A 12794-nucleotide genomic window follows, 5' to 3' on the forward strand; every position below is an offset into this window, starting at 1 on the left:
GAGCGCTTGCAGCCGCTCCTCAGAACGGAAAATAATACTGGATCGCGATTACCCCGACGACCCAGGTGATAAGGTTGAGCGGCAGGCCGACCTTCATGAAATCCATGTAGTTGTACCCGCCCATCTGGTAGACGATGACGTTCGTCTGGTAGCCGAACGGCGTGGCGAAGGCCGCGCTGCCGGCGATCATGATTGCGGTCAGGAACGGGCGGGGGCTGACGGAGAAGGCTTCGGCCATCGTCACGGCGACCGGCGTGAACAGCACGGCAACGGTTGCGTTGGACAGGATCTCGGTCGCGAACAAGGTGGCGCCGTAGAGGATGATCAGCGCGAGCAAGGGGCTCATGTCCTCCATCGACCCGAGCAGTAGAGTGGTTGCCGATCCGGCAAGACCGGTTTCGTCGAGGGCGATGCCGAGCACGATCATGCCGGCGATGAGCATCAGCACTTCCGGCCGCAAGCCGGCATAGGCCTCGTCCGCGGTCACGACCTTCAGCAAGATCAGGAGCACGGCCCCGGCAAACGCGCAGGCGGCGATAGGCGCGATGTTCAGCGCCGCGGCAGCGACGACGCCGACGAATATCGCCGACGACGTGATCGCCTTCCACGGTTGCAGGTCGACATGTTCGGTGAAGGGTTGGACGTGGCCGATGATCCCGCCCTGCAGACCTGGCGCGCGAAAATCCTCCGACTTTTCGGCAGCTTCCGCAGTGGCCATTTCCTCCGCGCCGTCATCCGCCTTGATCAGCCTGCTGCCGATCAGCATCAGGTAGATGCCGCCGATCAGTGCCACCCACAGGCCGACCGGGGTAATCTCGAATATGCCGAAGCGCGGCTGGCCCGCGGCCATCGCCATGTCCGCGACAAGCAGGTTGGTCGACGTGCCGATCAGCGTGCAGCAGCCGCCAAGCACCGCCGCGTAAGACAAGGGTATCAGATACCGCTTGGGCGATCGGTTGAGCGACTTGGCGACGTCGCGAACCACCGGGGCGGCCAGCACGACGATCGGCGTATTGTTGAGAAAGGCGGATAAGATGCCGGACAATCCGATCAGGACCCATAGCCCGGCCGCTCCAATGCGTTTGCAAAGGGCGACGACCTTGGCGATCGCGGTGTCGAGCAGGCCCGACAATTCCATCGCGTAAGCAATGACGAATAGCGACGCGAGCGCGACGATTGCCGGGCTGGCGAAGGCGGCCTGCACCTCGACCGGGCGGACAACGCCGGTCATCAGCAGGAACGCTGCCCCGGCCAAGGCAACGACATCCGATCGCAGCTTGTCCCAAATTAGTGCGGCAACCACCGCGGCGAGCACGAGGAGGGTCAGTATCTGGTCGAAGGTCATTCTCTCGACCCTGCTCCTTTCAATGCTGTCGGCGCCCGCGTGGCCTGCCGTCGCTTAACGGGCCTTTTGTGCTATGGATGCACGCAATGCCACCTTTGAACCGATTGACCCGCTTTTTCGCACCCGCCGCCCTGCTCCTTGCGAGCGCAACATTGGCCGGCTGTTCGAGCGAGAGTGACGCCCCGCCAGCCAACGACGCGCAGGCTACCACAACCAATCTCCCGGCCATGCCTGCGACCGATGCACCGCTCGATCGTGCCGGCCTCCTGGCCGCCGTGGTGCAGGCCGCGAGCGCGTCCGCTGCGGGTGGGGAAACGCCGGAAGACGTCCGCGCGCTCGACGGCCGCCAGTTCGAGATGCGCATCCGCTTCGGCTGCCGCGGACCGGCCAAGGCGCTCGATGCCACTTGGCTTGGCTGGTCGTTCGATGCCCAAAACCGCACCTTGCGCGTGCAGGCCCGACCGACCGTTTCGATCGAGGAGCCGCTGGTCGGACAGATCGCGGGCGACGGTTTCGAAGGCGTGGAAGGCTTCTGGATCCCGCGTCCGTGGCTGCTGCAGTCGACCTGCCCCGCCACTATCGCTCTGTCCCCCAAAAAGGTTGGCGCGCCCGCGGAAGACGAAGCGAGCGAGGCGAAGCCGCCAGCCACCGGAGCGCCAGAAGAAGCTCCGCTGCCGGCGATCGAGTCTAAGGGCGAGCCGGAGCCGACCGCACCGCGCATCGGCGTCGCGCAATTCTTTACCAGTGACGACGCCCGCACCCATCGCCGGGGCACCCGGCCCTATTCAGCGGTGAAGACCGTTCCCGAAGGTACGCCGCTGCCGTCGCAAGGCTTCAACCTCGTCCTGTCCGGGCGGCTCCGGGCCTTGCCCGGGCGAAGCGCCATCGCCTGCCAGGCCAAGGGCGCCGACACGCCGCCCGAATGCCTGGTGTCGGTCGAATTCCTGCGGGTGTGGATCGAACAGCCGCAAACGCAGGAGGTCATTGCCGAGTGGGGCGGCGGCTGATGCCGCTTTACCGGCTGGGGGATAGATCCCCGGCCCTCGCCGACAGCGCCTGGGCCGCACCTTCCGCCGACCTGATCGGCGACGTGCACCTGGCCGAGCGCGCCTCGGTCTGGTTCGGTGCCGTCATCCGGGCCGACAATACGCCGATCCACATCGGTGCGGACAGCAACGTGCAGGACGGCGCGGTCGGCCACAGCGACCCCGGCGCGCCGCTCACTATCGGCCGTCGGGTGACCATCGGCCACTTGGCCATCGTCCACGGCTGCACCGTCGGCGATGATTGCCTGATCGGCATGGGCGCCCGTATCCTCAATGGCGCAAAAATCGGTCCGGAATGCCTGGTCGGCGCGGGCGCGCTCATCCCCGAAGGCAAATCATTCGACGGCGGCAGCCTGATCGTCGGGGTGCCCGGCCGCGTCGTTCGCCCGCTGACCGACCAGGAAAAGGCGATGCTGCGGATTTCCGCTGCGCATTATGCGGAAAAAGCGGCGCGCTACCGCGATGAGCTCCAGCCCGTCTAGACGCGCGGGCAGGCGGCGCTAAAGCAACCCCCACACCCATGTGGCAACTCTATCAATTTCCGCTCTGTCCGTTTTCGCGCAAGGTCCGGCTGGTCCTGGCGGAAAAAGGCATTGGCCATGAGCTGGTGCGCGAAAACCCGTGGGAGCGGCGCGACGAGTTCATCGACCTCAATCCCGCCGGCGAAACGCCGGTCATGGTCGACACCGAAACCGGCGCGGTCCTGATCGGCAGCCAGCCGATCGTCGAATATCTCGACGAGACGGTGGAGAAGATGCCGATGATCCACGGCAATGCCGTGCTGCGCGCGGAAATCCGCCGCCTGGTCGAATGGTTCGACGAGAAATTGTACCGCGAGGCGGTCGAGCCGCTGATGAACGAGCGGATGCGCAAGCGCATTGTAAGCCGCGAAAGCCCGGACACGCGCATCCTTCGCGATTCGATGCGCATCGCCAACGGGCACCTCGACTACATGGATTACCTGCTCGATCACCGCCGCTGGCTGGCCGGGCCGGGCCTGAGTTTGGCGGATTTCACGGCAGCCGCGCATTTGAGCGTGATCGACTATCTCGGTGCGCTCGACTGGCGCGGACATCAGCAGACCAAGGACTGGTATGCGGTGATGAAATCGCGGCCCTGCTTCCGTCCCCTGCTGGGCGAACGAATGGAAGTCATCGTGCCGCCGCAGCATTACGATAAGGTGGACTTCTAGAGGCATTGCCCGCGGCGGCGGGTCTGCTACGCCTGCATGGCCTTGAGGGAGGAGATGCGGGAATGACGGTTGCTGATGCCACGCCCGATTATGAAGTCGGCGACCGCGACGACCGCGCCTTTCTCGGCCATCCAAAGGGTCTCGGCTACCTGGGCTTCACCGAGGCCTGCGAACGCTTCTCCTATTATTCCATGCAGACGCTGCTGGTGCTCTACATGGTCAATTACCTGCTCGTGCCCGGGCGGATGGAAGACGTCCTCGGGCTCGAATGGCTGCGCACCCACGTCTACGACGGGTTGCAGGGTCAGCCGCTGGCGTCGGCCATCTTCGGAACCTACACCGCGCTGGTCTACGCGACCCCGATCCTGGGCGGGATCATCGCCGACCGGTGGTTGGGGCGGAACACCACCCTGATCATCGGCGGCGTGTTGATGGCGATCGGCCATTTCCTGATGGCCATTGAATCCGCATTCCTGTTCGCCCTGCTTGCGCTGCTGCTCGGCGTCGGCGCGTTCAAGGGCAATATCGCGACCCAGGTCGGCGCGCTCTACGGGCCAAACGACCTCCGCCGGGCGATGGCTTTCCAGATTTTCTACATCTTCATCAACGCCAGCGTCATCGTCGCGCCGCTGATCTCCGGAACCCTTGGGGAGCGCGTCGGCTGGCATTACGGCTTCGGCTGCGCCGGCATCGTCATGATCATCGGGCTGGTCATCTACCTGATGGGCCAGAAGCACCTGCCGAACGAAAGCAAGGCGAGCCGGACCGATGCCAAGGCGACGCGCGAGCCGATGACCCGGGATGACTGGACGCGCCTGGCGGCCCTGCTCCTGCTCATTCCGGTGCTGGCGATCTCGCTGCTGACCAATCAGGAAATCTTCAACGCCTACCTCGTCTGGGGCGACCAGCGGTTCAACCTCCAGTTCATGGGCACGACATTGCCGACCAGCTGGCTGATCACGCTCGATGCGGGCGTCAGCTTCGCGATGCTGGTGGCGGTCGCCGCATTCTGGAAATGGTGGGGCCGAACCCGGCGCGAGCCCGATGAGATCAGCAAGATGATCATCGGCAGCGTCTTTACCGTGGCCGGCGGCCTGTGCCTGTTCACCGCCGCTGCGACCACGCCGGACGACGCCAAGATCGGGCTGTTCTGGCCGGTCATGTTCCATCTGCTCAACAGTATCGGCTTCGCCCACATCCTGCCGATCAGCCTCGCGCTGTTCTCCAAGATCGCGCCGAAGCAGATCACCGCGACCGTGATCGGGCTGTATTACTTCGGCTTCTTCGGCGCCAATGCGCTCGTCGGCTATATCGGCGGGCTCTATTCCTCGCTGCCGACGACGACCTTTTGGCTAATCCATGTCGCCAGCGCGGCGTTCGGGCTGGTCGCATTCATCGTCTTCAAGCTGGTGCTGGGCAAGCGCATGACCGATACCGTCCAAGACCAGGCCCGGGTGCTCAGCTGATGGCCGAGACTCGCGCCGGCGAAATCGCACACGAGAGCAGCTTCATCCAGCTGTGCCGTGTCGGCTTCCTTGGCCGCGGCATCCTGTATCTCCTGATCGGCCTGCTGGTGCTGGGCACCGGCCGCACGGAAGATCTGACCGGGGCCCTTGAATATATCGGCGAAGGCTGGGGACGCTTCCTGCTGATGGGTATCACCGTGGGCCTTGCCGCCTACGGGCTGTGGCGGCTGGCTGATGCTGCCTTTGGCATCGAACATCCGATCAAGGACAACAAGAATTACCGCAAGCGGGCCATCGCCGCGGGCATCGGGACAATCTACATTCTGATGGCCTACAAGGCCGTGCGCATCCTGCTGACGGAGCGCGGCGGCGAGGACCAGACGCAGCAGAACGCCGGCACCGTGCTCGACCTCCCGGGCGGCAACATCGTCCTCGCGGCGATCGCCATCGGCCTCGCCATCGGCGGCGCGTCGCAGCTCAACAAGGCGATGAAATGCTCGTTCCTGCAGAACCTCGACGGGCGTGCCACGGGCGACGCGGTAAAGTGGCTTGGCCGGATCGGCTATGCGGCCCGCGGAACGATCATGATCCTCGTCGGCGTCCTCATCGGGCGCGCCGCGATCGAAAGCCAGTCGTCGGAGGCGGGCGGCATGGAGCAGGCTCTCGACATGCTGTCCGGGCCGGTCCTGTATGCCGTCGCGGCAGGGCTGATGCTGTTCGGGCTGTTCAGCGTCATCGAAGGCCTCTTCCGCCGCCTCCACGCGCCCGACAAGGCGGACATCAAGCGCAAAATCGACCAGGCGTTGCCCGATTGAGCCATTCCATCCGCTACAGTCAAAAGTCTGACTCGACACGGGATTTTTCAGAACATAAATAGAACGCGTGGCCCAGCTCGACCTTCAGGCAAAGCTCGCGATTCTCGCTGATGCGGCGAAATACGACGCCTCGTGCGCGTCGTCGGGCACGTCAAAGCGCACCAGCAAAGGCGGCAAGGGCGTGGGATCGACCGAAGGCATGGGCATCTGCCACGCCTATGCCCCCGACGGCCGCTGCATATCACTGCTCAAGATATTGCTGACCAACAGCTGTATTTTCGACTGCCATTTCTGCATCAACCGCAAGAGTTCGAACGTCCGCCGCGCGCGCTTCACGGCACAAGAGGTGGTCCAGCTCACGCTCAATTTCTACAAGCGCAATTATATCGAGGGACTGTTTCTCTCCTCGGGCATCATCAAGTCGTCAAATTACACGATGGAGCAATTGGTCGAGGTCGCCCGGTCTCTGCGCGAGGACCACGACTTCCGCGGATACATCCACCTCAAGACCATCCCCGATGCCGATCCCGAGCTGGTCCATTTGGCCGGTCTTTATGCCGACCGCATTTCCATCAACGTCGAACTGCCGACCCGCGAGGGCCTGACCCGCCTTGCACCGGAAAAGGATGGCGACCGCATCGAGGGGGCGATGGCGGGGATGAAGTCGTCGATCGAGGACGGCGTCGATGCGCGGCGCAAATATCGCAGCGCGCCCAAATTCGCACCAGCTGGCCAGTCGACGCAGATGATCGTCGGCGCCGATGCCGCCAAAGACGGCGACATCGTCACGCGTGCAAGCCAGCTTTACGGCCGCTTCCGCCTGCGGCGCGTCTACTACAGCGCCTTTTCCCCTATCCCCGACGCCAGCGCGGTCCTGCCGCTCAACCGACCGCCGCTGATGCGCGAGCATCGGCTTTATCAATCTGACTGGCTGATGCGCTTTTACGGCTTCACGCCTACGGAGGTCGTATCCGCGACCGACGACGGCATGCTGCCGCTCGACATCGATCCCAAGCTCGCCTGGGCGCTGAAATTCCGCGAAAGTTTTCCGGTCGACATTAATCGCGCCCCGCGAGAACAGCTGCTGCGTGTGCCGGGCCTGGGGACGAAGGCGGTCAAGCGCATCCTGTCCTCCCGTCGCTGGCGCAAGCTGCGGCTCGACGATGTCGCACGGCTGACCGTCTCGGTCGCCAAGGTCCGCCCATTCATCGTCACCGTCGACTGGCGGCCGACATTACTTACGGATCGCCAAGACCTGCGGTCACTAATAAAGCCCACCGCGTCGCAGCTCGAGCTGTTCGCGACCGCGTAGCGTCCCACCGGGGCGGACTGGGGGGTTGATGTCACGCGAAGCCGAGATCGCCGAACTGCCGCATACTCCGCCGCCCGACGCGATGCCGACTGGCCTGCGCAGTCATCCGCGTGGCTTGCTGGTGTTGTCGGCAACGGAACTGGCCGAACGCTTTTCCTATTACGGGATGGTCGGGCTGCTTGTTCTGTACATGACCAAGCAGCTGCTGTTGCCGGGGCACGCCGAGCACGTTCTCGGCCTGGCCGAGCTGCGCCGTTTGTTCGAATGGCGCGAGCCCTTGTCCAACCAGGCTTTCGCTTCGCTGATCTACGGCTGGTATGCCGGCCTCGTCTACTTCACGCCGCTGGTCGGCGGGTGGATTGCCGACCGCTGGCTCGGCGCGCGGCGCACCGTCACACTCGGCGCGCTGCTGATGGCTGGCGGCCACCTCGCCATGTCGTTCGACCAGACGTTCCTCATCGCCTTGCTGCTGCTGATCTGCGGGTCGGGCTGTCTCAAGGGCAATATCTCCGCCCAGGTTGCGCCGCTGTATCCGGTTGGCGACGAATCGCGCCGCGCCCGGGGCTTCACCATCTTTTCGACCGGGATCAATATCGGCGCAGTTGCCGGGCCGCTCGTCACCGGTGCCCTTGCGCAAGCCTATGGCTGGCACGTCGGCTTCGCCTGCGCCGCGCTCCTCATGGCGGTGGCTTTATTCACATACCTTGGGGGCCAGAAGCATCTTCGCGGCAAACACGACGTGCAGCCGCACCCGAACGAAGCGGACCAACGGAAGCTTGGCCATGGGGATCGCCTGCGCCTCGTGGCGATCCTGCTGCTGATTCTCGTCAACGTGCCGATAGCCGCTTCCTATTATCAGATAACCAATGTCGGGCTGGTGTGGCTCGACCGCTGGGCGACGCTGGATACGCCGCTGGGCGCCGTGCCGGCGACGTGGTTCAACTCGCTCGACAGCTTTGCCAGCATCGTCGTCGCCGCGCCGCTTCTTGCGCTGTGGGCAATGCAGTCACGCCGAGGCGGCGAGCCCGACAGTTTGGCCAAGGTCATGCAGGGCGCGCTGATCAACGCTGCGGCACCGCTGATCCTGGTGGCCGCGATCCTGATGGCCGGCGAGGGCCAAAAGGTTTCGGCCATCTGGCCAATGCTCTACTGGATCGTGACCGGTATCGCCTTCATGTATTATTGGCCGCTGACGCTCGAGATCGTCGCCGCGCGCTCGCCCGAAGCCCTGCGTTCGCGGCTGATGGGCGCCGTCTTCCTGGCTTTGTTCGCCGGCAATCTGCTGGTCGGCTGGGTCGGCAGCTTCTACGAATTGATGACCCCCGCCGCCTTCTTCGGGCTCAACGCCGCAATCGGCTTTGCCGGGGCGATCATCCTCTTTCCGCTGATGGGTTTCATGCGCCGCCACTTGCTTGGGCAATGAAGGTTCGACGCCTCGAAGAACTCTTTGCCGCCTGAGGAGTTTGCAGGGCGAAGGAGAATTCAGATGGCGCAGGACATTTTCGAACGGCTCAAGCAGGACCATGACAAGCATCGCGAACTGATCGACGCGATCAAGCAGACCAGCGGCGACAGCGACGACCGCAAATCGCTGTTCACCCAGTTCAAGACCGACGCGATGGCCCACGCCGCGGCGGAGGAAGAGACCCTCTACGTGGCGATGATGGCGGACACCGAGATCCGCCAGGACGCGCAGCATAGCGTCAAGGAGCATGCGGAACTCGGCATGCTTTTCGTCGAGATCGATGAAATGGACATGGGCTCGTCGGCCTGGCTCAACAAGTTCAACAAGCTTGCCGAGGAATACACCCACCACATCGACGAGGAAGAGGAAGAGAAATTCCCCAAGGCCCGCGAAGAGCTGGGCGAGGACAAGGCGGTCGCGCTGACGGCCGAGTTCGAGCAGCGCAAGCCGGAGGAGATCCAGCGCGTCAAGGACAAGGCCGACGTGCCGGAAATCAAGAAGGCGATCGAGGAAGAGGAAGGCGCCTGATCGCCTATGGTCCGACGTCCCGGCGCCTCTGACGGGGAGTTGCTGCGCGAGGGGCCGATGATCGACGCGTTCCGCGTGTCGCTCTCGGCCCCCGACGATTTCGACGGCTGGCGGGACGCGGCACGCGGCTTGGCCGAGGCCGGCGTCCCGCCCGCTGCAATCATCTGGGACGTGGAAGGCGAAAGCGCCGACCTGTTCGGAGCCGGCGCGCCCCCGCCGCCCGCAGGACCAAGCTTCGCCGTCCCGCGCGATTTCATCAGCCTGGCCAAGGCGGCGATCTGCCACAGCGACCCCGAACGCTTTGCGCTGCTCTACGCGATGCTTCTGAAGCTGCGCGACAACCGCAAGGCGATGGAGGACCGCGCCGACCCCCTGCTCGACCGGCTCGAAGGCCTTGCCAAGGCCGTCCGCCGCGACGTCCACAAGATGCACGCCTTCGTCCGCTTTCGCGAGATCGAGGAAGGCGGCGAGACGCGCTTCGTCGCCTTCTTTGAGCCCGACCATCACATCGTCCGGCGCACCGCCAGCTTCTTCGTCAACCGCTTTACCAACATGCGCTGGTCGATCCTGACGCCCGAACTGTCGATCCACTGGGACGGTACGACGCTGAGCGAGGGTCCCGGTGCCGTTCGCGCCGACGCGCCCGCCGGCGATCCGCTCGAAGACATGTGGCGCACCTATTACGCGTCCATCTTCAACCCCGCACGACTCAAGATCGGCGCGATGCTGAAGGAAATGCCGAAGAAATATTGGCACAACATGCCGGAAACCGCGCTGGTCCGGCCACTCATTGCCGGCGCCCGCGAACGCGAAATCGAAATGATCGAACGGTCGCGTACCGAAACACCGCCGCCGCCGCCGCCGAAGCCCGCGTTAACGGCCGGGGGCAACGTGCAGGCCGCATGGGAAGCGCTCCGCGCCGACGCAATGCATTGCACCCGCTGCGACCTGTACAAATGCGCCACGCAGACGGTGTTCGGCGAAGGCCCGCTCGACGCCCGGCTAGTGTTTGTCGGCGAACAGCCCGGCGATCAGGAAGACCTGGCGGGCCACCCCTTCGTCGGCCCCGCCGGACAGTTGTTCAACGGCGCGCTGGAAGCCGCCGGCATCGACCGCGCGCAAACCTACGTCACCAACGCGGTCAAGCACTTCAAGTTCGTCCAGCGCGGCAAGAAGCGCATCCATTCCAAGCCCAATGCCGGGGAAATCGAAATCTGCCGCTTCTGGGTCGATCAGGAGCGTGAACTGATCCGCCCACCGGTGACGGTCGCGCTCGGGGCAACGGCCGCCCGTTCGCTCCTGGGCAAGACCGTCACCATCAGCCGGATGCGCGGTGCGCCGGTCGATCTGCCCGACGGATCGGAATGCTGGGTGACGGTGCACCCCAGCTACCTGCTGCGTATTCCCGACGAGGGCTTTCGGCGCGAGGAACACGCCAGGTTCGTCAACGACCTTCGCCAGATCCGCGACCGCCTGGAGAGTATTCCGGCCTAGAAGCCGAAGCGGATCGCGGCTTTGACCGTGCGCGGCGCACCCGGGCCGATGTTGTTGTCGTTATGCGCGGTCGGGAAATAGTCGGCACCGAACACATTCTCGACATTGACCTGCAGCTTGATCGCGTCGGTCAGCTTGTAGAAGGCGGCGGCGTCGACCCGGGCATAGCCGGGCAGCACGACCTGGTTGCTGATCGACGCAAACGACTTGCTGCGCGCGATGAGGCCAAGGCCGAGCCCGAGCGCCGGAGTCACGTCGTAGCGATTCCACATCGAGAAGCTGTGGCGCGGGACCAGCGGCGCTTCGCAATCGCCGGCCGGGCAAGCGCTGGTTGCCGCGGTGATTTCCGACTTCTGCAGCGCGTATCCGGCCGACACCTGCCAGCGATCGGTAACGCTGCGTTCCAGTCCTATCTCCAGCCCGCGCGTGCGCTGCTCGCCAGTCAGGACCACCGTGCCGCTGCCGTCCGGATTGGGGGCGCGGGTGTTCGTGCGATCGAGCTGGTAAAGCGCGGCCGTGGCCAGCAGACCGGCGACCGGCTCCCACTTCGCGCCCAGCTCGTAATTGTCGAACCGCTCCGGCTTCAGCGCTTCCGTGCCGATATCGAGGCCGCCGAACTGGTCGCCCGACTGCGGCAGAAAGGAGCGGGCGTAATTGGCATACAGCGACAGATTGCCTTGTGGCTTGAGCACGATGCCAAGGCGCGGCGAAATCATCTCGTCGACGCGCTCGAACTGGCCGCCGGCGGCGCGATAATCGTCCACGCGGAGCTTGAAGCGGTCGAAGCGCAGGCCGGCCACGATCTCCAGCCATTCCGATGGGCGGATCTGGTCCTGCACGTACAGCGCGGCGATCGTCGCCCGGGTGCGGTTGTCCGTGTCGGATGCGGACGGCGCGAAGGTCAAGTCCGCATCCACGGTCGGGTCGCTGAGCGGCACCCGGTTGCTGCCGGCGAAGGTCCCGCTCAAACGCCGGTTGCGCGACTTTTGCTGGCCGACCTCGAAACCGAACAGGACGGTCTGGTCGACGCCGCCGAGCACGGTCTTCCAGATGAGGTCCGTCTGGCTGAACAGGTTCCGCCGCTTGGTCGCGTTGTTGTACGCGCCGAGCACGACTTCGCCAGTCGTCTCGTCGAGGTCGGACGGGTACACGTTCTGGTAGAACTTGTCGTAATCGCCGAGCAGCGTCCGGTTGCGCAGGGTAAGACCGGGCGACAAGTCGCGCTGCACCGCGACCTGGCCGACATTGGCGTCGACGCGCGCGAAGCTCAGTTCCGGATCGCCGAAGAAGACATCGTCATAGCCGTCCAGCGGGCGACCGTTGTCGGCGGGCACGCCGCGGTCGGTCGTCCGGCGGTCATGGAAATATTCGTACGACAGATCGACGCGGGTCGCCGGACCGGCGAGGATGCCGACGGTCGGATTGAAGCCGTAGCGTTCCAGCCCGACGTGGTCGCGGAAGCTTTCGCCATGTTCGTACACGCCGTTGACGCGCAGCCCGACCGACCCGGACAAGGGCTGATCGAGGTCGGCCGCAAGGCGAACGCCGCCTTCGCTATCGCCGGCCAGCGAAACATCGCGGATCGGGGACAGGGTCGACCGCTTTGTCACGCGATTGACGACGCCGCCGCCGCCGCCGCGGCCGAAGATCATCGCATTTGGTCCGCGCAGCACCTCGACCCGGTCCACATTATAGAAGTCGCGGAAATATTGGACATCGTCGCGGATGCCGTCGACGAACAGGTCGGCGGTCGTGTTGTTGCCGCGCAGCGTGAACTGGTCGCGGTTGCCTTCACCGGTGCCGGGCGTAGCTCCGGGCACGAAGTTGAGCAGGTCGGCCACCGAGCGCAACTGCTGATCCTCGATCTGGCGTTCGGAAATGACCGTCAGCGCTTGCGGGATATCCTTGACGTCCGTGTTGGTCTTGGTCGCCGTGCTGGTCGTGCGCGCGCCATAGCGGTCACGCTTGCCTTCGACGATGATTGGCTCCGCCGTATCCGCTTCGGCCGCGGCAATTGCGTCGGCCGCGTCGACCGAGGCACTGGCCTCCATGGCAAGCGGCGAAGCACCGGCAGCGAGAGAAACTACGAACGAAGTCAGACCGAAAGACATGCAACCCCCTTGGTGGAGCG

At 64.6% G+C, this 12794-nt stretch carries 11 protein-coding genes; 9 read left to right on the forward strand and 2 right to left on the reverse strand.

All coding sequences use genetic code 11. The annotated features are described in order from the left end of the window. Positions 1–19 precede the first annotated feature (19 nt). Entirely contained in the window at positions 20–1345 is a 1326-nt protein-coding gene (locus H8M03_RS05800; RefSeq protein ID WP_187480786.1) for an SLC13 family permease, read from the reverse strand. Positions 1346–1572: 227 nt separating this feature from the next. On the opposite strand from H8M03_RS05800, the gene H8M03_RS05805 reads away from it, so the two are divergent. The 9 genes from H8M03_RS05805 (at position 1573) to H8M03_RS05845 (ending at position 10663) form a co-directional block, all read left to right on the forward strand. Further along, positions 1573–2352: a hypothetical protein gene (locus tag H8M03_RS05805; RefSeq protein ID WP_187480787.1), complete on the forward strand. Its 780-nt coding sequence runs from the start codon at positions 1573–1575 to the stop codon at positions 2350–2352. Beyond that, positions 2352–2873 carry a gamma carbonic anhydrase family protein gene (locus H8M03_RS05810; protein ID WP_187480788.1) on the forward strand — a complete coding sequence of 174 codons (522 nt, stop codon included), beginning with the start codon at positions 2352–2354 and terminating at the stop codon, positions 2871–2873. The genes H8M03_RS05805 and H8M03_RS05810 overlap by 1 nt, the downstream gene beginning before the upstream one ends. A gap of 38 nt (positions 2874–2911) precedes the next feature. Then, entirely contained in the window at positions 2912–3583 is a 672-nt protein-coding gene (locus tag H8M03_RS05815; protein WP_187480789.1) for a glutathione S-transferase family protein, read from the forward strand. A gap of 62 nt (positions 3584–3645) precedes the next feature. Beyond that, positions 3646–5049, forward strand: coding sequence for a peptide MFS transporter (locus tag H8M03_RS05820; RefSeq protein ID WP_187480790.1), 1404 nt, complete (start codon positions 3646–3648; stop codon positions 5047–5049). Continuing rightward, positions 5049–5864 (forward strand): DUF1206 domain-containing protein, encoded by an 816-nt coding sequence (locus H8M03_RS05825; protein ID WP_187480791.1) that lies wholly within the window; start codon positions 5049–5051, stop codon positions 5862–5864. Before H8M03_RS05820 ends, H8M03_RS05825 begins: the two co-directional genes overlap by 1 nt. Before the next feature lie 67 nt (positions 5865–5931). After that, positions 5932–7176 (forward strand): putative DNA modification/repair radical SAM protein, encoded by a 1245-nt coding sequence (locus tag H8M03_RS05830; protein WP_187480792.1) that lies wholly within the window; start codon positions 5932–5934, stop codon positions 7174–7176. A gap of 28 nt (positions 7177–7204) precedes the next feature. After that, positions 7205–8599, forward strand: coding sequence for a peptide MFS transporter (locus tag H8M03_RS05835; RefSeq protein WP_187480793.1), 1395 nt, complete (start codon positions 7205–7207; stop codon positions 8597–8599). A 63-nt stretch (positions 8600–8662) separates the two neighbouring features. Beyond that, positions 8663–9169 (forward strand): hemerythrin domain-containing protein, encoded by a 507-nt coding sequence (locus H8M03_RS05840; protein ID WP_187480794.1) that lies wholly within the window; start codon positions 8663–8665, stop codon positions 9167–9169. A 57-nt stretch (positions 9170–9226) separates the two neighbouring features. Next, complete coding sequence (locus tag H8M03_RS05845) at positions 9227–10663, forward strand: UdgX family uracil-DNA binding protein (protein WP_187480962.1); 1437 nt, start codon at positions 9227–9229, stop codon at positions 10661–10663. Here the strand turns inward: H8M03_RS05845 and H8M03_RS05850 are convergent. Beyond that, positions 10660–12774, reverse strand: a complete 2115-nt coding sequence (locus H8M03_RS05850) for a TonB-dependent receptor (protein ID WP_246449129.1) — start codon at positions 12772–12774, stop codon at positions 10660–10662. The genes H8M03_RS05845 and H8M03_RS05850 overlap by 4 nt on opposite strands. Positions 12775–12794: the final 20 nt, after the last annotated feature.

The sequence above is a fragment of the Sphingomonas sabuli genome (assembly GCF_014352855.1).
Lineage (GTDB): Bacteria > Pseudomonadota > Alphaproteobacteria > Sphingomonadales > Sphingomonadaceae > Sphingomicrobium > Sphingomicrobium sabuli.